Here is a 19,626-nt window from a genome sequence, read left to right as displayed (position 1 = left end):
CGTCCCAGATGACACGTACTCAACTGTTCTCCGGTGACGTAGGCAGTGGGTATATTCCGCTGGCACAAAATCCATCGAATTTTCATGAACTGATCGTCATCGGCTGTGCCGATAACTACTGGCGCGGAATCATCCAGGTCATCCCGGTGTGGGCAGCGCGAATAATCACAGAGACAGGTATCGCGAAAGACATTGGCATTCTCTATGGGGATGAAGCATTTTGGGTTATCAGGCCCGAAAGCTTCCTTACCACACGCTGGGAAATAGAGCGGGAAAACTGCAGGATCCGGCAGGTATGGGGCGTCAACTACGGTTAAGAGGATAGGACATGAAAAAAATTTACATCCATAAGGATAACCTGGATAGCTATACAGAATACCCCGTACCAGAGGATACCACCGACTGGTACACGGTGGACGTCCCTGACGATTTCACGCTCGCGGGCAGTGTGTATAACCCGCAGATTGGTGAGTTTGATACGCCTGCCCTGCCACCCATATGAATTGTGAGGTTAGCGTTATTCACCTAATCTGCTGCATGCGCTGATCAGTAGCCGGTCAGGTAGATTGACAATATGAATACATTACCCGTTATTCCGTGGATCGGCGGCAAGCGCCGGCTGGCAAAACACATCCTGCCGCTGTTTCCTGAACACCGCTGTTATGTCGAACCGTTCTGCGGAGCGGCGGCGTTGTTCTTTATGAAGAAACCCACTCAGGTGGAGGTGCTGAACGATATCAACGGTGACGTGACCAACCTCTATCGCGTACTCCAGCACCATTTAGAAGAATTCGTGCGTCAGTTTAAGTGGTCGCTGGTCAGCCGCGAAATGTACCGCTGGCTCCAGATCACTCCGGAAGAAACGTTGACCGATATCCAGCGCGCAGCCCGCTTCTATTACCTGCAAAAACTGGCGTTCGGTGGCAAAGTGGAAAACCGCACATTCGGCACCGCCACCACCTCGCCACCGCGCCTGAATCTGCTGCGTATGGAAGAGGATTTATCCGCCGCCCATCTGCGGCTAACGCGCGTTTGTATTGAAAATCTGGATTGGGCCGACTGTATTCGCCGCTATGACCGCCCGCATACCCTGTTCTACTGCGACCCACCATACTGGAAAACCGAAGGCTACGGCGTATCGTTTGGCCTTGAGCTGTACCTGCGTATGGCAGAGCTGGCGCGCACCATGCAGGGCCGGATGATTATCTCGGTTAATGACATCCCGGAAATGCGTAATATCTTCCACGGCCTGACATTCTCAACGGTAGAAATTCGCTATACCGTAGGAGGAAAGCCAGCCAGCGCCACATCAGAGTTGATTATTCAGAATTAAAAACCGCTTCCGCTTGTAGTGCCAGTGATTACAAGTGGAAGCCATCACCGCCCTTTTCGCTCTGTGCCACCATCGTCATTTATTGACCTGATGGAGGCTCGCCCTATGGCAACCGACTACCACCACGGCATGCGTGTTATTGAAATCAATGAAGGCGTGCGTCCAATCCGCACCATCTCCACCGCCGTGATCGGCATCGTCTGCACCGGAGCCGATGCTGACGAAAAAACCTTCCCGCTGGATACCCCCGTGCTGTTAACCGATGTGCGATCCGCTCTGGGCAAAGCGGGAGATAGCGGTACGCTGGCGCACTCGCTTGACGCCATCGCCGACCAGACGCAGCCGGTGGTGGTCGCTGTGCGCGTATCCGAAGGCGAGAGCACCGCCGAAACCACAGCCAATATCATCGGCGGCAGCACCGCTACCGGGAAATATACCGGAATGAAAGCGCTGCTGGATTCGCAAACCCAACTAAAGGTAAAACCGCGCATTCTGGCGGTGCCGGGGCTGGATTCACTGCCCGTCGCCACCGAACTGATCAGTATTTCGCAGCAGCTTCGCGCCTTCAGCTATCTGTCGGCGTTCGGCGCGCAGACCAAAGAAGAGGCGGTGCTATATCGAGACCAGATTGGCGCACGGGAAGCGATGGTTATCTGGCCGGATTTCGTCGGCTTTGATACCCAGACTGCCGCCGAGCGTACCCTGTACGCCACCGCCCGCGCCGTGGGGCTACGTGCCAGAATCGACGAAGAGGTAGGCTGGCATAAAACATTATCCAACGTTGACGTTAACGGCGTGACCGGTATTTCCCGCAGCGTCTTCTGGGATCTGCAGTCCACCGCCACCGATTCCGACTACCTCAACAGCCACGACGTCACCACGCTGATTTGCAATGGTGGCTATCGCTTCTGGGGATCGCGCACCTGCAGTACCGATCCCCTCTGGGCGTTCGAAAACTACACCCGCACCGCGCAGGTGCTGGCGGATACCATCGCCGACGCCCACTTCTGGGCGGTAGATAAACCGCAACACGCCTCCCTGTTCCGCGACGTTCTGGAAGGTGTGAACGCCAAATTCCGCGAACTGAAAGGTAACGGCTATATCGTCGATGGGTCCGCATGGTTCGATCCCGCCGCCAACACACCGGATATCCTGAAAGCGGGTAAGGCGTATATCGACTACGACTACACGCCGGTTCCGCCGCTGGAAAACCTGATGTTCCGCCAGCGCATTACCGATCGCTATCTGGTCAGTCTGGCTGATTCCATCGCCACCACCGCTTAACAGGAGCACGCATCATGGCACTCCCCAGTAAACTGAAATACCTCAACCTGTTTAACGAAGGCGATATCTATCTGGCACAGGTGGAATCCTTCACCCCGGCGAAGCTGACGCGCAAACTGGAAGCCTATCGCGGCGGCGGCATGAACGGCGCGGCACATGTCGATCTGGGGCTGGATGACGACGCACTCAGCGTGGAATGGTCAATTGGCGGTTATGAACTGCTGGCGCTGCGGCAAATCGGCTGGACGAAGATCAGCGGCGTGATGCTGCGCTTCGCCGGCGCGATCCAACGTGAAGACAGCGAGGAATACGACGCCGTGGAAATCGTGGTGCGTGGCCGCCATAAAGAGCTGGATCGTGGCGAGTACAAACAGGGCGAAAACTCCGCCACCAAAATCAGCACCCTCTGCACCTACTACAAAGAGAGCGTCAACGGTGAAGCCATCATTGAAATCGACACTGTGAATTTTATTGAAAACATCGACGGTAAAGACCGTATTGCCGACGCACGCCGGGCCATTGGCCTGTAAGGATAAACCATGAGCGAACGTAAGAGCGTTACCCTGAATACTCCCCTGAAACGCGGTGAAACCGAATTTAGCGAGTTTCAGATCCGCAAACCGCTGGGCGGCGACCTGCGCGGCGTCAGTCTGGTGGAGCTGCTCAGCCTCAACGTCGACGCACTCACCACCGTTCTGCCGCGCATCACTGCGCCGGCGCTGAATAAGCATGAAGTGGCGCAACTGGATTTTATCGACCTGACGGCCTTCGGTACGGCGGTGATCGGTTTTTTGCCACAGACCTCGCCGGAAGCAACGGATACCCCGGACGAATAGAAGAGGCGCAGGGAGACATCGCCGTTATCTTTCACTGGCCGCTGGCGGCGCTGGACGCCTTAACACTCCATGAAACCCTTTACTGGCGGGAACAGGCCCGCCAACGCAGCGGGGCCGATCAATGAGCACGCAAAATCTCCGCTTACAGGTGCTACTCAACGCCGTAGATAAAATCACCCAGCCGCTGCGCGCCGTCTCGCGGCAGAGCAGTGAAACCGCCAAAGCACTAAAAATCGCGCAACAGCAAGTGAAAGATCTGAGCGGGCAAACGGGAAAAATTGACGGCTACCGTAAACTGGCTCGGGATATCGCCATTACCGGCAACCAGTTAAAACAGGCTCAGGATCGTGTCCGGACACTGTCTACGGCAATGCAAAATAGCACTGCGCCCACGGCGGCGATGCGTCGGGAGTTTGAACGTGCTCAGCAGGAGGCGCAGCGACTTAAAGAACGATATGGTCAACTTACTCAGACACAGCAGCGTAGCCGCACCGCATTGCGTAACACCGGCATTGATACCCGCAATCTCAGCCAGCATCAGCGTGAACTGCGGCAAAAACTGGAGAACGCCAACCGTAGCGTGGAAGAGCAGCGAAGGCGGCTGGAACGGCTGAACCGGCAGCAGCAGCGGATGAACTCAGCCAAAGCCAGCTACGCCGGGACAATGCAAACCCGCAATAAGCTGGCCGGATTCGGCGCAACCGCAACCGCCACCGGCGTGGGTATGCTGTACGGCGGTGCGCGGGTGATGATGCCCGGCTACGATTTCGACGTAGGCATGTCGCGGGTACAGGCGCTGACCCGTACCGATAAAAACTCTGCCGAACTGAAGCGATTACGAAAACAGTCGCGTGAGCTGGGCGCTTCAACCAGCTTCACCGCCAATGATGTGGCACAGGGCCAGGGGTTTCTGGCGATGGCCGGTTACACGCCGGACAACATCGAACAGGCCATGCCGCATATGCTGGATCTGTCTAAGGCTGCGGGTATGGACAGCCAGTTAGCAGAGGTCGCCGATATCGCCTCCAACATCCAGTCCGCCTACAAAATCCCGGCAGAGCAGATGCAGCGCATGGCCGATGCCCTCACCTTCACCTTCACCACCTCCAATACTGATCTGCGGATGCTGGGTGAAACCATGAAATATGTCGGCCCGGCAGCACAAGCAGCAGGGCAGGACTTTGAAACCATGTCGGCGATGGCCGGAATGTTGGGTAATGTAGGGGTCCAGGGCAGCCAGGCAGGCACATCCTTACGCATGGCGCTGGTACGGTTAGCTAAACAGCCCAAAGCCGCAAGTGAAGCGCTGGATTCATTGGGTGTTTCGGTTGCCGACAGCGCTGGACGCATGAAACCGATGCCGCAGTTATTAAGCGAAATCTCTGCTTCATTCAAAAAGCTGGGCATAGACGGCGCGGGCAATGCGCAAAAGCTGGCATATATCAGCAAAATCTTTGGTACGGAATCAACCTCTGCACTGGCAGAGCTACTCGACAAGCAGGCATCGCTCGATCCCTCGCAGCGCATCGAAGCCTATGCAGAACAGGTCAAAGGCGCGCTCGGCACCGCCGGCACGGTCGCTAAAACAATGGCCGATAATATGAAGGGTGATATGCAGGGCTTACAGTCTGCATGGGAAGATCTCGGCATCGAGATGTTCGAGTCGGTAGACAGCCCACTACGCAGAATCACCCAACGCATTACCGGCATTCTGCGGGCCATCGGTTCCTGGATGAAGGCCAACCCGCAGTTAACCGCCACGCTGGTAAAAATTACGGCGACGATTGGCGCATTTGCCGTGGCACTCGGTACGGTTTCACTGGTGTTGGCCGGGATTCTCGGTCCGATAGCGGTACTGAAGCTCAGTCTTTCGGTGCTCGGCATCAAAGGCGGTAGCGCACTGGGACTGCTAATGAATGCCGTTAAAGGTGTGGGCAACGCGGTAATCTGGCTGAGCCGCGTGATGCTGGCCAATCCAATTCTGGCGATGATTGCGTTAATTGCCGGAGCCGCTATCTTAATCTGGCAGAACTGGGAGTGGCTGGGGCCAAAATTCACCGCACTGTGGAATGGTTTTAGGCAAGTGTGCAATGATGTGTTGAACAACATCTTGGCGATCACTCACACGGTATGGGAAGGGATTAAATCCTTCCTTTCAAGCTGCTGGAACGGGCTGGTGAATCTCATGCTGAACTGGACGCTACCCGGTCTGATTTATCAGCACTGGGATACCATCAAAATCTCAACTATTGAAGTATGGAACAACATAGTGGCGTTTCTGGGGCAAATCTGGAACGGCATTACCGCCATCGCTGCCGGTGCCTGGGAAGGGATTAAAACCATCGTCAGCACCGCCCTGAACACCATCATCTCCTTTTTCACCCACTGGAACCTGTCCACGGTGTTTACCACCGTCTGGGATGGTGTAATTAACAGCTGCAGCAACCTACCGGCGCGCTTCACCAAGATAGGCGGCAACATCATGGAGGGGCTGAAACAGGGGATATTTGCCAAGTGGGAGAGCGTCAAACAGGGCGTGCTGGATCTGGGCAGCAGTATTTCCAACTGGTTTAAGGACAAACTCGGTATTCACTCCCCGTCACGCGTATTTGCCGAGATGGGCCGCTATACCGTGGACGGGCTGGCGATCGGCATTGAGGGCAACACACAAGCAGCATTGGCCAGCATTGGGTATCTCTCAAAACGGCTAGTTGCCGCCGGTGCCGGTCTGACGCTCAGCGCGGCAGCCGTTGCCATGCCGCCGATTAGCGCGCTACCAGACAACCGCGCCCCGCTCTCCCCGTCATCCGTTGCGGCACCAGCAGCCAGCAGCAGGCCGATCACCATCCATATTCACGCCGCCCCCGGCATGAACGAACAGCAGCTGGCAAAACTGGTGGTGCAAGAACTGGACAGGCGCGAACGGCAGAATGCCGCCAGAAATCGCAGCAGCCTGCGCGATATTGACTAAGGAGACGCTTATGATGATGACGCTGGGGCTGTTTGTTTTCAGTCTGAAAACCCTGCCCTATCAGGATCTGCAACAGTCGATATCCTGGCGACATCCCACCAGTTCCCGCGTGGGTCAACGCCCTGCAAGCCAGTTTATCGGCGTAGGCGACGAGGCTGTTACGCTAAACGGCGTACTGCTGCCGGAACTCACTGGTGGACGCTTTACCCTGTTCTTTCTGCGCAAAATGGCCGATCAGGGAATGGGTTGGCCACTGATCGAAGGGACCGGCACCATGCTGGGGTGGTTCGTCATTGAAAGCGTAAACATCACCAAAAGCGTTTTTTTCCGCGACGGCGCCGCCCGGCGTATTGAATTTACCCTGGCGCTAAAACGCATCGATCCGCCGAAGCCGGGCGGCAAGATGGGAGACATCATCGCAATGGTGGATGGGCTATGACGCCTGCGCTGAATGGCCAGCCCACGCCGGAATACCGCATCACGCTGGATGGTGTTGACGTCTCATCGCAGCTGAAAAACCGGTTAATCAGCTTCACGCTCACCGATAATCGCGGCTTCGAGGCGGATGAACTACAACTGGAGCTGGATGACAGCGACGGCCTGCTGGCACTGCCTAAACGGGGAGTGCAACTCAGTGTGTCTCTGGGCTGGCAGGGGGAAGGCGTCCTGTTGCAGAATCGTTTTGTCGTGGACGAACTGGAGCACAGCGGCACGCCGGATGTACTCAGCATCCGCGCCCGCAGCGCCGATTTTCGCGATACGCTAAACGTAAAGCGGGAGCAAAGCTACCACGATGTGACGCTGGGCGCGATTGTACAAACCATCGCAGCGCGCCATACGCTGGAGGCAACGGTCAGCGGTGAACTGAGCGGGATCGCCATTGAACACGCTGACCAGACCAACGAGTCCGACGCTTCCTTCCTGACCCGATTGGCGCAGAGGTATGGCGCCATCGCCTGCGTGAAAAACAACAAACTGTTGCTGATGCCGACAGGTGCCGGAAAAAGTGCCAGCGGCCAGCCGCTGCCGGTAGTCACCATTACCCGCGCAGACGGCGACAGTCACCGTTTCAGCATCGCGGACAGGGAAGCCTATACCGGCGTTACCGCCTACTGGCTGGATACCCGCAAAGCCAAAAAACGGGCCAGTAAAGTCAATCGAGAACAAGGGGATAACGTAGAAAGCGGGGTCATGGTCGGCAAAGAGGGTAACATTAAAGTCCTACGCCACACCTATGCCAGTAAGCAAAACGCCTGGCGGGCCGCCAAAAGCGCGTTGATGCAGTTACAACGCGGTGCGGCAACGTTCAGCCTGAGTCTGGCGCGCGGACGGCCTGACCTGTTTTCAGAACTGCCGGTGCAGGTAAAGGGGTTTAAGGCGGAGATCGACAGCACCGCGTGGGTGATTACGCGGTGTGTGCATAGTTTGGATAGCAACAGCGCATACATTACGACTGTAGAATGTGAGTTGAAACTGACAGAATAGGGCTATTTTCCCCTGCATCTATTATATAAATCTTTTGCATTTTTCAAATACCTATCATGTTCAAGAATCTTATTAATAAACGCATCCACAAGCTTCAGTGAGTAGTAATGATATTCCGGCTTTTCGTTTTTATAATGATATTCATTATTGGCATTTGCCCATCCAGTCTTCTTAAGAACAGACAAGAAGCAATTTCGGTTTATAATATATCGCCCATTACTACTTTTACATACTAAACATTTAGCTAATTTAGCCTCATCATATTTCTCATGAAGCTTTTCATTAATCCTCCTAATTGCATCCGTTTGAGTTAGGGGGTGAGTTTTAGAGCGTTCAATAGGCTTCTCTATAAATAAAACTTTTTTCAGCCCTTCAATACCTTCATCAGCTTTAGTTAAAATAACTGAACTCCCCTCTCTATCATCTTTGACATATACCAATCTTACATTCAGTGGAATAGCAAACTCTATATTATCGTTATCCTCCATTGCACTATACAATGAATTTGTCAGTGCCAATATATCATCGGCAATTTCACCATATGTAGACTTCATAATTGCCACTGGAGGAGATTTAAACTCACCTACTAACGATATCATTCCTACATGAGAGTTTTTTAAAAAAGATACCTTTGTAAACTCTTCGAACTGAGATGTAAAATTCAAAACTCCAGACTGAAATATTCTAGAGACAATACATTGAATTTCAGGCATAAGCAAATGAACTGCGCAGTCTCGATAATATGCAATTTCTTCAATGTTTCTCCTTATATTTGAATCTGGAGGGTAAATTTTGTCTAAACATTCACGAAGAGAGATCGTTTCCTTTAATCCTTTGCTCCTAGTTCTTCTAAAAATAGTTTTTTCACCGTACACCTCAATTATTTTTGCTTTTAAAAATTGCTCCCAAGATGTACAAAAGCACATTACGAAAGCATCCATTTTATTTTCCAATGATGGTCTATTATACAACTCCAAGGCCAACATCATATTATCTCTTGACTTTTTCAAGAGTGCTTTTGCTAGTTTAGACTTACAGTTATGCCCAAGGGCAATAACATTCTTACTTTGAGATAATTGCTTAGCAAATTCAGTATCAGAAATTTTTAATGTATTTGATGCTTCAAACTTACCATCATCGCTCTCACTAACAAAATCTGCTAATTGACCTTTGCCATAATATGTTTTAAATGTTGTTTTTTTCCACTTTGTAACTTCTAATATTTCACTCTCACTAAAAGAAGAGTTAGAGCGCTCTTTATCCTGAAGAAAATAATAAAAAGCTTTCACAGCTTTTGTTAATCGCATAAAATCTCACCTGTATCTCGACAAACAATATCACCTTGAATTCTATCAATACGGAACGTCCTATACCCATTAGATAAATAGCAGTATCCTTTTAAATATACACTATCAACATCACTTATATCTATCTCACGAGAAGTATAATTACCGTCAACATCAATATAGTCAAAAGAAATTCGCCCGGATTCTAGTATTTTCTTCTTGTTGATTTTTTTCTTTCTTATTGTTGTTTTGTTTTTAACCATATGCTCATCAGAAAAAGTCGTAATATCATAGCTAGCTTGTCTATTTTTATCACTTAATTTTCTGAGACTGATAATCTCATCATTCAACTTTTCCGCTTTTGATTTAGCCTTTTGCTTTTGTCGCGTGCGATATTTTTCCCATACGAATAGATTACTTCTATTTTTTTTATCATACTGTTGGTTATTAACAAGTTGTGGTAATACTTTCATCGATGCACAACAATATAAAATTAAAATAAATATCCCACCCCATAGATAATCACCTGCTATAGACGGGATACCAACAAGAAAAAAAGAAAATAAAGACATCAAAATAGATAACAAATGAATAACAACAGGCTTATGATATTTTCTGGATGCAGAGTCTTTCATACCGATATATCCAACTGCTGCGGCTACCACCGCCATCATGAACCCCAACATTTTTATGCTCCCTTAATCTTTGAACCTATTCCCCCCGATTGCGCAAGCGCAATGCTAACCGTATCAAGGGTGGACTGATGTTCAGGTGTTGAAGCCCGGTAGTTCTCAAGTAACGCATTTTCTTTACTGGACAGGTCTGATATCGGTGCCCGTGTACCGGTCAACACATACAGAACATCCCCACCAATCTCCGACAGTGCGATTAAAAAACTACTTTTTGGCTCACTCTTCCCAGACTCATAATCACAATAAGTCCGCTTTGCGACACCGCACCGATTCGCAATTTCTTCTTGAGTTAGTCCCAGTTTTTCACGAATCTCTTGAAGTCGATCACTTAGTTGCATTTATCTGCAATCCAATATTGATTACTTGCAGAAAACTGCAAATAATGGTTTAACTTTCTAAAACGCTAACTAACACACTATACCACTATGAAAACAGATGAAAACGTACTGCGATCACGCGCCCCGCGCGGAGTGATGTCGAACAAGCCGATAGCCATGCGCCTGCTGCCAGCTGAAATCAAAGAGCTGGAAGAGATTGCCCTGGAACAGAACCGTTCATTTTCCAGTATGGCGCGATTGATCTATTTGCAGGGCATCACCACCTTTCGTCAGGAGCCTGGGAAAAATAATTGATTTTCAAAATAATATTCACATGGAGGCTGTTTATGATGAGATGCCCACACTGTGACGGCAAGGCGATTATCCGCAGCAGCGAGTACATGTCGCCATTGGTCCGTAAGCTGTATTACCAATGCAAAAACGTTAACTGCTCGTTTTCATTTATTGCAATGGAAACCGTTATGGGAACCGTTGTCCCCAGTGGATGCCCAAATCCAAAAATACAGATACCACTCTCCAGCAAAGGCCAGTGGTTAGAGAAAAATAAATACACGTAATAATTTTAAATAAAGCAATCACCATATAAATAAAAAACACATTTTATGTGCCGGGAAGGTATTACCTGAATGAAAGGTGCAGGCAATGCAACCACAATTACATCAGGAAATCATGCGGCGACTGCTGGCCGACTTTTCCTTTAAAGAACAGGGGGACTGGCTACGGCAGGGCGTCTGCCCGGACTGCCAGAAAAAGGAGCTGTACACCAGCGCCATCAGCCCGTGGGTATTACGCTGCGGTCGCCTGAATAAATGCCATGCCGAACTCCATATCAAAGAGGTGTATCCGGATCTGTTTGAAAGCTGGTCGGACAGACACCCCTCAACGCCAGAAAACCCTCAGGCCGCCGCCGATGCCTATCTGCGCGAAATGCGCGGCTTCGACCTATCCCTGCTCCGTGATTGTTACCGTCAGGAGAACCACTATAACGCGCGCTTAGATATCGGCTCGGCCACGGTGCGTTTCCCGCTGGCAGACGGCGTATGGTGGGAGCGGATCATTGACCGCCCGCAGCGCTTCGGCGATCGCAAGGCCAATTTTCACGGTGCTTACAGCGGGCTATGGTGGCAACTGCCGACGCTAAAGCTGGAAGAGCAGCAGGAGATCTGGCTGGTTGAAGGTATTTTTGACGCCATCGCTCTGCACCACCACGGTATCGCCGCCGTTTCCCTGATGAGCTGCAACAACTATCCGGCGCAGGCGTTAAGCCAACTGGCCGCAATATTCACGGACAAGAAACGTCTCCTGCTGGTCTGGGCGCTGGATAATGATAAAGCAGGGATGAGCTACACCCGCCGCTGGGTGAAACGCAGCCGCGACGATGGCTGGCCCGCCACCGCCGCACAGACGCCACATTCCCACAACAAGCTGGACTGGAACGATCTGCACCAACGCGATCGGTTACACCCGGAGCTGATTAAAAAATACCGTTACTATGGCTCGCTGCTGATCGCCCCTAATCCGAACGCCAAAGCCTTGCTGATGTATGAGCGCACCGAGCGCAAGGAGTTTCACTTTGAATTCGACAGCCGCCTGTACTGGTTCAAGCTGGATATTGACCGCTACATGCGCGCCTTTGATAACGTGATGTATAACAGCAAGGAGGATCTGGACGAGGAAGAGGCCAAACATAAAGCCCTGCAGGAATCCGCCGCTGTTGTTGAGATAGCCAACTGCTACCCGACGGCCCTTTACTATCAGGCCAACGCCATCACCGACGAAAGTTGGTATTACTTCCGCATTAACTTCCCGGACGACACGCCGCCGATAAAAAACACCTTTACCGGCTCCCAACTTTCCAGTGCTTCGGAGTTCAAAAAACGCCTGCTGCATATCGCGCAGGGCGGCATCTTCACAGGTACCAGCCAGCAGTTAGATAAGCTGCTGCTTAAGCAACTTCCCCAAATCAAAACCGTCCAGACCACCGACTTTATTGGTTACAGCAAAGAACATCACACCTACGTATTCAATGATCTGGCCGTGCGCAACGGTCGGCTATACCTGCTTAACGAAGAGGACTTTTTCGACATGGGTAAACTCAACCTAAAAAGCCTGAATCAATCGGTCAATTTAGCACTCAACACGGATCTCAAACAAATGAACCCACAATGGCCGCAACTGCTCTGGCAGGCGTTTGGCGCTAAAGGTTTCGTTGCGCTGGCGTTTTGGCTCGGCTCACTGTTTGCCGAGCAGATCCGCGATAAGCATAAAAGTTTTCCATTTCTGGAGATCGTCGGCGAGCCGGGCAGCGGCAAAACCACGCTGATCGAGTTCCTCTGGAAACTACTGGGGCGCCGCGATTATGAGGGCTTCGACCCATCCAAAGCGACGTTGGCCGCCCGTGCGCGCAACTTTGCTCAGGTGGCGAACCTGCCGGTGGTACTGATTGAAGGCGACCGTAATCAGGACGGGGCAAAGCAGCGCGGCTTCGACTGGGAAGAGCTGAAGACCGCTTATAATGGCCGTTCAGTGCGTTCGCGCGGCCTGCGTAACAGCGGTAACGAGACCTATGAACCACCGTTTCGAGGGGCGATCGTCATCGCACAGAACGCGGATGTCAGCGCTTCTACCCCGATACTGGAACGTATTATCCACCTGTATACCGACCGCAGCGGGCAGAATGCACAGACCAAAGCCGCCGCCGAGCAGCTTGAGCGCCTGCCGGTGGAACAGGTTTCCGGTTTTATGTTGAAAGCGGCGCTGACAGAGCAGGCCGTACTGGAGTGCGTCAACCGCCAGCTCCCGATTTATGAGCAGCAGCTTCACGCCCACCCCGATATTCGCCATATTCGCATCATTAAAAATCACGCCCAGCTTATGGCGCTGCTCGACGCGCTGGCACTGGTTATTCCGGTCACGGAGGAGCAGCAACAGACAACCAGAGAAATGCTTGTCCAGCTCAGTCTGGAACGCCAGCAGGCCATCAGCGCCGATCATCCTCTGGTACAGGAATTCTGGGATATTTTCGACTTCCTAGACGGAGACGACGAACCACAGCTTAACCACTCGCGCGACGAACAGCTTATTGCCGTCAACCTCAACCACTTCATTCAACAGGCCACCGAACGCCGGCAGCAAACCCCGCCCGTCAGCGACTTAAAACGGGTACTGAAAACCAGCCGTACCCACAAGTTTGTTGAAGTCAGAACGGTGAACAGCGCCATCAACGCCGAATTTAACCGCCGTTACCCTGCCGCACCACGCCGCCCGCCGACGGTGAAGTGCTGGGTTTTTCAACGTTAAAAGGAGAGAACGATGAATGAGTTTTTAGAGGTACTAGCCCAATCAGAAAACCAACGGCAGAGGCTCCGCGTAACACCTGAAGAGTATCAACATGCCGTTAATGCCTTAGTCGATATTGCCCTGACGAAAACCAGTGGCGGACGCGCCGCCGCGCAGGTACTGCTTTCTGCATGGAACGGCTACGTATGGCAACTGGATATTCCCGACCTGTGTTATCTGGACTACGACCTGCTGGAACAAGCGCTGATCGTTATCCGGGGCCGGGTGATGCTAATGAAGGAACCGCAGGAGGTTATCCCGGAGGGTAATGCGGTAATGAAGCGAATTGCGGCGCAGTGGCAACATCTGAACGCAGAACGGCGTGGAGAGAAACTGGATGATTAAGCACCCGGCAATCCGCTACCACAGCGGTAAGTGGCGGCTGGCTCCGTGGATCATAAGCCACTTTCCTGCCCATAAATGCTATGTAGAACCCTTCGGCGGAGCAGCCAGCGTACTTCTCAGAAAACCGCGCAGCTACGCAGAGGTTTACAACGATCTGGACGGCGACGTGGTGAATCTGTTCGCCGTCCTGCGTATACCGCAACTGCGCAAACGGCTGGTTGAAGCGTGCAACCTAACCCCCTATTCCCGTACCGAGTTTATTTCTGCATATCGTTACGGAAAAAATGCCGTTGAACAGGCAAGACGCTTAGTCATTCGCGCCACAATGGGCTTCGGCTCTGCTGGAGCAACCAAAGGCACCACCGGCTTTCGGTTAGACACCAAACGCACCAGTGGAACAGCCCAGCATATCTGGAGCCGTATGCCCGACAATCTGGCAGCCGTTGGCCAGCGCTTTGAAGGCGTTCTGGTGGAAAATCAGGATGCCATCCAGTGCATGCTGGATCATGATGCCGTTGACACACTGCATTTCGTCGATCCGCCTTATGTCCACAGCACCCGTAATCTGACCAATAAATACTACCGCTATGAAATGGACGATGCCGATCACCAGAAGCTGCTGGAGACCGTTATGCATCTGAAAGGTCATGTGGTGATCTGCGGCTACGACAGCGAGCTGTACAACGATTTACTGGCCGGATGGCGTAAAGAGACAAAGCAGTCTGCCGCAGCGGGAAAAAAAGGGTCAGTGCTAAGAACAGAGTGTGTCTGGTTGAGTCCATCCATCAGCACTCCGTAAACATTTTTTATTTCTAACAAGTTGAGGGATAAACGATGAAAGCTGCAATCAGAAAAAACGTACTTTTACAGATGGTGCCACTCTCCGAAAGCACTATTTATGCGCTGGAACAAAAAGGGCTTTTTCCTAAACGCTTTGCCCTGACAAAACGCGCCGTCGCATGGGACAAAGAGGAAGTTGAAAACTGGCTAAAAACACAGCAAAAAAACAACCATTCTCCTGCTCAGGACGCCGCGCGACAGAACCTGACCAAGGCCCCAAAACGCTCTGGCGCAAAAATCCAGGAATAGCACTCACGGGCGGTATTTAGTGATCCACCCATCAACCATATCCGCCCACTGCTGCAACATGTCACGCCGCTGCTCTGCGTATTCCGCTTTGTTATAAACGGCGCGAATGCTTCTTTCTTCATGCGCCAGACATTTTTCTATCCAGTCGGAGTTAAATCCCGCCTCGTGTAATAACGTAGATGCCGTTCGACGCATATCATGGACAGAAAATGACGCTAATTTGATCCCCCGCTCCTGCGCCTGCTTAACCGTAAGGTTAATCACTCTGTTCAGGGTTGCTGCCGACATGGTTTTATGAGAGGACTGATTGCATGATGGCAGCACCCATTCAGAACTACCAGCACACATTTTCAAGGCTACCAGAATATCCTGAGCCTGCCGGGATAGATAAACATTATGATCTCTGTCACCTTTCATCCGGTTACTTTCAATGGTCCATACACCTGTACTGAAATCGATTTCACTCCATGATGCATTAAGCAATTCACTCTTACGCACCATCGTTAACAAAACCAGTTTAATGGCCAGCTTTATAGTGGGTAATGTTCCCGTCCGTTCAAGCTGATTGAAAAAACAGCCTATCTCTTCTGGCTTAAGCGCCCTGTCACGGGGTTCAAACGTGGCAATAGAGGCTGGCAGAACGTCTTCAGCCGGGTTGAGATAGTAATCACCATGCAGAGCTGCAAACTTAAACACCGCACTAACAATATTACGGACCTGGATCGCTGTCGCTGGCGCACCCCGACGTTTTACCCTGTCACAATACTCGCGTAAGGCTGGAGCCGTTATCTCTGACAGTAGCTTTCGTCCCCATACAGGCGTGATATCCCGGTCAATAATACTTTGCTTCATCGCTCTGGTGCTGTCGGCCAGTCGGGTATGTTTCATATAGCTGACGGTAAAATCGTAAAACGTCCTCTCACTTTTACGCTTCATTTTACCGTCACGCTTCTCTGCAGACGGTGACATACCTGCGTTTACCTGCTTTTTTGCCTCCATCAACTTTTCACGCGCCTGGGCCAGAGAAATACCGTCAGCACCATAGCGACCAATCGTCAGAGTCTCACGCCGACCATGAATCCGGTAATCGTAGCGAAACGTCACTAACCCTTTGGGAGATATAGTGATATACAACCCATCGCGGTCTGAAATCTTGTACAGTTTGTCCTGCGCCTTGAGGTTTTTCAGTTTGCTATCTGTCAGCATCCCTGCATCCTCCATAGTAAAAATTTACCGTCACCACAGACTAAAACCTGACGGTAAAATGGAGTGTGATACTGAGCTGAAAATTATTATACCGTCAATTTTACCGTCAAAAATAACCGATAGCCGTTGATGGATACCAAGGGTAAAAAACAAAAAAACCACCTGTTAATCAAGGCGGTTAGTGTTGTTTTTCACGGCAGTTAACGGCAGAAAAACGTTAACGGATCATTCCCACTCGATGGTGGCCGGCGGCTTGCCGGAGATATCGTACACCACGCGGGAGATGCCGTTGACCTCGTTGATGATGCGGTTGGAAACACGGCCCAGGAAGTCATAGGGCAGGTGTGCCCAGTGCGCGGTCATGAAGTCGATGGTTTCCACCGCACGCAGGGAGACCACCCAGTCATACTTACGGCCATCGCCCATAACGCCGACGGAGCGCACCGGCAGGAAGACGGTAAACGCCTGGCTCACCTTGTTATACAGGTCGGCCTTGTGCAGCTCTTCGATGAAGATGGCATCGGCGCGGCGCAGCAGGTCGCAGTACTCTTTCTTCACTTCACCCAGCACGCGCACGCCCAGACCCGGCCCCGGGAACGGGTGGCGGTACAGCATGTCGTACGGCAGCCCCAGCTCCAGACCGATCTTGCGCACTTCATCCTTAAACAGCTCCTTCAGCGGCTCGACCAGACCCAGCTTCATCTCCTCCGGCAGGCCGCCCACGTTGTGGTGCGACTTGATCACATGCGCCTTGCCGGTGGCAGAGGCGGCGGACTCGATCACGTCCGGGTAGATGGTGCCCTGCGCCAGCCACTTGACCTGGGGCAGCTTGGCCGCCTCTTCATCGAATACCTCGACGAAGACCCGCCCGATGGTCTTGCGCTTGGCTTCCGGGTCGGCGATGCCGGACAGCGCCGAGAGGAAGCGCGCTTCGGCGTTGACGTGAATGATGTTCAGACCGAACCGATCGCCAAACATATCCATCACCTGCTCGGCTTCGTTCAGGCGCAGCAGGCCGTTGTCCACAAAGACGCAGGTCAGGCGCTTGCCGATGGCGCGGTGCAGCAGCAGCGCGGTGACAGAAGAGTCCACGCCGCCGGACAGGCCGAGGATCACCTCGTCGTCGCCGATCTGCTCACGCATGCGGACGACGGCGTCTTCGATGATGGTGGCCGGGGTCCACAGCGCAGCGCAGCCACAGATCTCCAGCACAAAGCGCTGCAGCATATGCTGACCCTGATGGGTATGGGTAACCTCCGGGTGGAACTGCACGCCGTAGAAGCGTTTTGCTTCGTTGGCCATAATGGCATACGGGCAGGTTTCGGTGCTGGCGACGGTGGTGAAGTCAGACGGGATCGCCGTCACTTTGTCACCGTGGCTCATCCACACGTCCAGCACGGCGTTACCGTCGGCGCTAAGGGCGTCCTGAATGCCGTCGAACAGACGGCCCGGCGCCGTGACCTCTACCTTGGCATAGCCAAACTCGCGCTCGGTGGAGCTCTCCACGCGGCCGCCCAGCTGCATGGCCATGGTCTGCATGCCGTAGCAGACGCCCAGTACCGGGACGCCCGCCTGGAACACATACTCCGGCGCACGGGGGCTGCCGGCTTCGGTGGTGCTCTCCGGACCGCCGGACAGAATGATGCCACTGGGATTGAAGTCGCGGATCTGCGCTTCGCTGACATCCCATGCCCACAGCTCGCAGTAAACGCCGATTTCACGCACGCGACGGGCCAATAACTGGGTGTACTGTGAACCGAAATCCAGGATCAGGATACGATCTTGATGAATATTTTGCGTCATTAGGGGCTCTGTATTGGCAAATTGATCGGGCAAAACGGTACAAACTCAGCGGGCCCGGCGCTGCACCGGGCCCGGCTCGTCGGGTTAGGAACCCAGACGGTAATTCGGTGACTCTTTGGTAATGGTCACGTCGTGCACGTGGCTCTCCTGAATACCGGAGCCGGTGATGCGCACGAACTGCGCCTTGGTGCGCAGCTCATCGATGGTGGCACAGCCGGTCAGCCCCATGCAGGAGCGCAGGCCGCCCATCTGCTGGTGTACGATCTCTTTCAGACGGCCCTTATAGGCCACGCGCCCTTCGATGCCTTCCGGCACCAGTTTATCGGCGGCGTTATCGCTCTGGAAGTAACGGTCGGAGGAGCCCTTAGACATCGCGCCCAGCGAGCCCATGCCACGGTAGGACTTGAAGGAACGCCCCTGATACAGCTCGATCTCTCCCGGGGACTCTTCGGTCCCGGCCAGCATGGAGCCGACCATGACGCAGGCGGCGCCGGCGGCCAGCGCCTTGGCGATGTCGCCGGAGAAACGGATACCGCCATCGGCGATCACCGGAATGCCGGTCCCCTCCAGGGCGGCGACGGCGTCAGAGACGGCAGTGATCTGCGGTACACCGACGCCGGTCACGATACGGGTGGTACAGATAGAGCCCGGGCCGATACCCACTTTGACGGCGTTCACCCCCGCGTCAGCCAGCGCCTTGGCGCCGGCGGCCGTCGCAACGTTGCCGCCGATGATCTGCAGCTGCGGGAATTTAGCGCGGGTTTCGCGAATGCGCTGCAGCACACCTTCGGAGTGGCCGTGAGAGGAGTCGATCAGCAGCACATCGACGCCGGCCTCGACCAGCGCGGCGATGCGCTCTTCGTTACCGGCACCGGCGCCGACGGCGGCGCCGACACGCAGGCGGCCATGCTCATCCTTACAGGCGTTCGGCTTGCGCTCGGCCTTCTGGAAATCTTTCACGGTGATCATGCCGCGCAGGTGGAAGCTATCGTCCACCACCAAGGCCTTCTCAACGCGCTTTTCGTGCATGCGCTGCAGCACCACGTCGCGGGCTTCGCCCTCTTTCACCGTCACCAGGCGCGCCTTCGGCGTCATCACCGCGGTTACCGGCTGCTCCAGGTCAGTCACGAAGCGTACGTCGCGGCCGGTGATGATCCCCACCAGCTGGTTATCTTCCGTCACCACCGGGTAACCGGCGAAGCCGTTACGCTCGGTCAGGGCCTTCACTTCGCGCAAGGTAGTGCCCGGCGTCACGGTCTGCGGGTCGGTCACCACGCCGGACTCGTGCTTCTTCACCCGGCGGACTTCTTCGGCCTGGCGCTCGATGGGCATGTTTTTATGGATAAAGCCAATGCCCCCTTCCTGCGCCAGCGCAATCGCCAGACGCGCTTCGGTGACGGTGTCCATGGCGGCGGACAGCATAGGAATGTTCAGGTGAATAGTGGCAGTCAGCTGAGTGCCAAGTTCGGCGGTGTTCGGCAGAACGGTAGAATGGGCGGGAACCAAGAGAACATCATCAAACGTTAGGGCTTCTTTAACAATACGTAGCATGGGCAATATCTCACCAGAGAGGAAGGTCAAACCAGATTTAATATTGCCGCGGCATTATACAGGCCGAA

Annotated in this window: 21 protein-coding genes; 15 read left to right on the top strand and 6 right to left on the bottom strand. The window is 53.2% G+C overall.

What is annotated here, in order from left to right:
* Positions 1 to 328: 328 nt before the first annotated feature.
* The 9 genes from EIEH_RS19395 (at position 329) to EIEH_RS14980 (ending at position 7,909) form a co-directional block, all read left to right on the top strand.
* Complete coding sequence (locus EIEH_RS19395) at positions 329 to 502, top strand: hypothetical protein (RefSeq protein WP_015872373.1); 174 nt, start codon at positions 329 to 331, stop codon at positions 500 to 502.
* Between the two features lie 72 nt (positions 503 to 574).
* A complete protein-coding gene (locus tag EIEH_RS15010; RefSeq protein ID WP_015872374.1) occupies positions 575 to 1,333 on the top strand; it encodes a DNA adenine methylase in 759 nt (252 codons plus the stop codon).
* Between the two features lie 105 nt (positions 1,334 to 1,438).
* On the top strand, positions 1,439 to 2,617 hold the full coding sequence (locus EIEH_RS15005) for a phage tail sheath protein (RefSeq protein ID WP_015872375.1): 1,179 nt from the start codon (positions 1,439 to 1,441) through the stop codon (positions 2,615 to 2,617).
* Positions 2,618 to 2,631: 14 nt separating this feature from the next.
* Positions 2,632 to 3,147 carry a phage major tail tube protein gene (locus EIEH_RS15000; RefSeq protein WP_015872376.1) on the top strand — a complete coding sequence of 172 codons (516 nt, stop codon included), beginning with the start codon at positions 2,632 to 2,634 and terminating at the stop codon, positions 3,145 to 3,147.
* 9 nt (positions 3,148 to 3,156) lie between these two features.
* Complete coding sequence (locus EIEH_RS14995; RefSeq protein ID WP_015872377.1) at positions 3,157 to 3,453, top strand: phage tail assembly protein; 297 nt, start codon at positions 3,157 to 3,159, stop codon at positions 3,451 to 3,453.
* Complete coding sequence (locus tag EIEH_RS18025; RefSeq protein ID WP_071525748.1) at positions 3,450 to 3,578, top strand: GpE family phage tail protein; 129 nt, start codon at positions 3,450 to 3,452, stop codon at positions 3,576 to 3,578. Before EIEH_RS14995 ends, EIEH_RS18025 begins: the two co-directional genes overlap by 4 nt.
* Complete coding sequence (locus tag EIEH_RS14990) at positions 3,575 to 6,424, top strand: phage tail tape measure protein (RefSeq protein ID WP_015872378.1); 2,850 nt, start codon at positions 3,575 to 3,577, stop codon at positions 6,422 to 6,424. The genes EIEH_RS18025 and EIEH_RS14990 overlap by 4 nt, the downstream gene beginning before the upstream one ends.
* Positions 6,425 to 6,434: 10 nt before the next feature.
* Positions 6,435 to 6,863 (top strand): phage tail protein, encoded by a 429-nt coding sequence (locus EIEH_RS14985; protein WP_015872379.1) that lies wholly within the window; start codon positions 6,435 to 6,437, stop codon positions 6,861 to 6,863.
* The gene (locus EIEH_RS14980) at positions 6,860 to 7,909 is read left to right on the top strand and encodes a phage late control D family protein (RefSeq protein WP_015872380.1); all 1,050 of its coding nucleotides are present in this window, start codon (positions 6,860 to 6,862) and stop codon (positions 7,907 to 7,909) included. Before EIEH_RS14985 ends, EIEH_RS14980 begins: the two co-directional genes overlap by 4 nt.
* 2 nt (positions 7,910 to 7,911) lie before the next feature.
* On the opposite strand, the gene EIEH_RS14975 is transcribed toward EIEH_RS14980, so the two are convergent.
* From EIEH_RS14975 to EIEH_RS18020, 3 genes are read right to left on the bottom strand one after another with little or no spacing between them, the layout of a single operon-like run.
* Positions 7,912 to 9,216 (bottom strand): DUF3644 domain-containing protein, encoded by a 1,305-nt coding sequence (locus tag EIEH_RS14975; RefSeq protein WP_015872381.1) that lies wholly within the window; start codon positions 9,214 to 9,216, stop codon positions 7,912 to 7,914.
* On the bottom strand, positions 9,207 to 9,881 hold the full coding sequence (locus tag EIEH_RS14970; RefSeq protein ID WP_015872382.1) for a WYL domain-containing protein: 675 nt from the start codon (positions 9,879 to 9,881) through the stop codon (positions 9,207 to 9,209). Before EIEH_RS14970 ends, EIEH_RS14975 begins: the two co-directional genes overlap by 10 nt.
* Before the next feature lie 2 nt (positions 9,882 to 9,883).
* Positions 9,884 to 10,225, bottom strand: coding sequence for a helix-turn-helix domain-containing protein (locus tag EIEH_RS18020; protein ID WP_035610120.1), 342 nt, complete (start codon positions 10,223 to 10,225; stop codon positions 9,884 to 9,886).
* 87 nt (positions 10,226 to 10,312) lie between these two features.
* Between EIEH_RS18020 and EIEH_RS19120 the strand changes: the two genes are divergently transcribed.
* The 6 genes from EIEH_RS19120 (at position 10,313) to EIEH_RS14940 (ending at position 14,998) form a co-directional block, all read left to right on the top strand.
* Positions 10,313 to 10,519 carry a hypothetical protein gene (locus tag EIEH_RS19120; protein ID WP_035610117.1) on the top strand — a complete coding sequence of 69 codons (207 nt, stop codon included), beginning with the start codon at positions 10,313 to 10,315 and terminating at the stop codon, positions 10,517 to 10,519.
* A gap of 32 nt (positions 10,520 to 10,551) precedes the next feature.
* Positions 10,552 to 10,782 (top strand): Ogr/Delta-like zinc finger protein, encoded by a 231-nt coding sequence (locus EIEH_RS18010; RefSeq protein ID WP_015872384.1) that lies wholly within the window; start codon positions 10,552 to 10,554, stop codon positions 10,780 to 10,782.
* Between the two features lie 85 nt (positions 10,783 to 10,867).
* A complete protein-coding gene (locus EIEH_RS14955; protein ID WP_015872385.1) occupies positions 10,868 to 13,525 on the top strand; it encodes a toprim domain-containing protein in 2,658 nt (885 codons plus the stop codon).
* Positions 13,526 to 13,537: 12 nt separating this feature from the next.
* Complete coding sequence (locus tag EIEH_RS14950; RefSeq protein ID WP_015872386.1) at positions 13,538 to 13,909, top strand: DUF7673 family protein; 372 nt, start codon at positions 13,538 to 13,540, stop codon at positions 13,907 to 13,909.
* Positions 13,902 to 14,708, top strand: coding sequence for a DNA adenine methylase (locus EIEH_RS14945; RefSeq protein ID WP_015872387.1), 807 nt, complete (start codon positions 13,902 to 13,904; stop codon positions 14,706 to 14,708). Before EIEH_RS14950 ends, EIEH_RS14945 begins: the two co-directional genes overlap by 8 nt.
* Positions 14,709 to 14,743: 35 nt before the next feature.
* The gene (locus tag EIEH_RS14940; protein ID WP_015872388.1) at positions 14,744 to 14,998 is read left to right on the top strand and encodes a helix-turn-helix transcriptional regulator; all 255 of its coding nucleotides are present in this window, start codon (positions 14,744 to 14,746) and stop codon (positions 14,996 to 14,998) included.
* Positions 14,999 to 15,001: 3 nt separating this feature from the next.
* Here EIEH_RS14940 and EIEH_RS14935 read toward each other — a convergent pair whose 3' ends face one another.
* From EIEH_RS14935 to guaB, 3 genes are all read right to left on the bottom strand, one after another.
* Complete coding sequence (locus EIEH_RS14935; RefSeq protein ID WP_015872389.1) at positions 15,002 to 16,204, bottom strand: tyrosine-type recombinase/integrase; 1,203 nt, start codon at positions 16,202 to 16,204, stop codon at positions 15,002 to 15,004.
* 225 nt (positions 16,205 to 16,429) lie between these two features.
* Positions 16,430 to 18,007, bottom strand: a complete 1,578-nt coding sequence (gene guaA / locus EIEH_RS14930; protein WP_015872391.1) for a glutamine-hydrolyzing GMP synthase — start codon at positions 18,005 to 18,007, stop codon at positions 16,430 to 16,432.
* Between the two features lie 84 nt (positions 18,008 to 18,091).
* Positions 18,092 to 19,558, bottom strand: a complete 1,467-nt coding sequence (gene guaB / locus EIEH_RS14925) for an IMP dehydrogenase (RefSeq protein ID WP_015872392.1) — start codon at positions 19,556 to 19,558, stop codon at positions 18,092 to 18,094.
* Between the last annotated feature and the right edge of the window lie 68 nt (positions 19,559 to 19,626).

The organism is Edwardsiella ictaluri ATCC 33202 (assembly GCF_000264785.1).
Taxonomy (GTDB): Bacteria; Pseudomonadota; Gammaproteobacteria; order Enterobacterales; family Enterobacteriaceae; genus Edwardsiella; species Edwardsiella ictaluri.
The sequence above is the reverse complement of the archived record's forward strand: the minus strand, read 5'-3'. Positions and strand labels throughout refer to the sequence as shown.

Coding starts and splice junctions, on each gene's coding strand:
- EIEH_RS19395 (WP_015872373.1), top strand. CDS start 329: ATGAAAAAAATTTACATCCATAAGGATAACCTGGATAGCTATACAGAA.
- EIEH_RS19120 (WP_035610117.1), top strand. CDS start 10,313: ATGAAAACAGATGAAAACGTACTGCGATCACGCGCCCCGCGCGGAGTG.
- EIEH_RS14940 (WP_015872388.1), top strand. CDS start 14,744: ATGAAAGCTGCAATCAGAAAAAACGTACTTTTACAGATGGTGCCACTC.
- EIEH_RS15005 (WP_015872375.1), top strand. CDS start 1,439: ATGGCAACCGACTACCACCACGGCATGCGTGTTATTGAAATCAATGAA.
- EIEH_RS14990 (WP_015872378.1), top strand. CDS start 3,575: ATGAGCACGCAAAATCTCCGCTTACAGGTGCTACTCAACGCCGTAGAT.
- EIEH_RS14970 (WP_015872382.1), bottom strand. CDS start 9,881: ATGTTGGGGTTCATGATGGCGGTGGTAGCCGCAGCAGTTGGATATATC.
- EIEH_RS14955 (WP_015872385.1), top strand. CDS start 10,868: ATGCAACCACAATTACATCAGGAAATCATGCGGCGACTGCTGGCCGAC.
- EIEH_RS14995 (WP_015872377.1), top strand. CDS start 3,157: ATGAGCGAACGTAAGAGCGTTACCCTGAATACTCCCCTGAAACGCGGT.
- guaA (WP_015872391.1), bottom strand. CDS start 18,007: ATGACGCAAAATATTCATCAAGATCGTATCCTGATCCTGGATTTCGGT.
- EIEH_RS18010 (WP_015872384.1), top strand. CDS start 10,552: ATGATGAGATGCCCACACTGTGACGGCAAGGCGATTATCCGCAGCAGC.
- EIEH_RS14980 (WP_015872380.1), top strand. CDS start 6,860: ATGACGCCTGCGCTGAATGGCCAGCCCACGCCGGAATACCGCATCACG.
- EIEH_RS15010 (WP_015872374.1), top strand. CDS start 575: ATGAATACATTACCCGTTATTCCGTGGATCGGCGGCAAGCGCCGGCTG.
- EIEH_RS18020 (WP_035610120.1), bottom strand. CDS start 10,225: ATGCAACTAAGTGATCGACTTCAAGAGATTCGTGAAAAACTGGGACTA.
- EIEH_RS14945 (WP_015872387.1), top strand. CDS start 13,902: ATGATTAAGCACCCGGCAATCCGCTACCACAGCGGTAAGTGGCGGCTG.
- EIEH_RS15000 (WP_015872376.1), top strand. CDS start 2,632: ATGGCACTCCCCAGTAAACTGAAATACCTCAACCTGTTTAACGAAGGC.
- EIEH_RS14950 (WP_015872386.1), top strand. CDS start 13,538: ATGAATGAGTTTTTAGAGGTACTAGCCCAATCAGAAAACCAACGGCAG.
- EIEH_RS14935 (WP_015872389.1), bottom strand. CDS start 16,204: ATGCTGACAGATAGCAAACTGAAAAACCTCAAGGCGCAGGACAAACTG.
- EIEH_RS14975 (WP_015872381.1), bottom strand. CDS start 9,216: ATGCGATTAACAAAAGCTGTGAAAGCTTTTTATTATTTTCTTCAGGAT.
- guaB (WP_015872392.1), bottom strand. CDS start 19,558: ATGCTACGTATTGTTAAAGAAGCCCTAACGTTTGATGATGTTCTCTTG.
- EIEH_RS14985 (WP_015872379.1), top strand. CDS start 6,435: ATGATGATGACGCTGGGGCTGTTTGTTTTCAGTCTGAAAACCCTGCCC.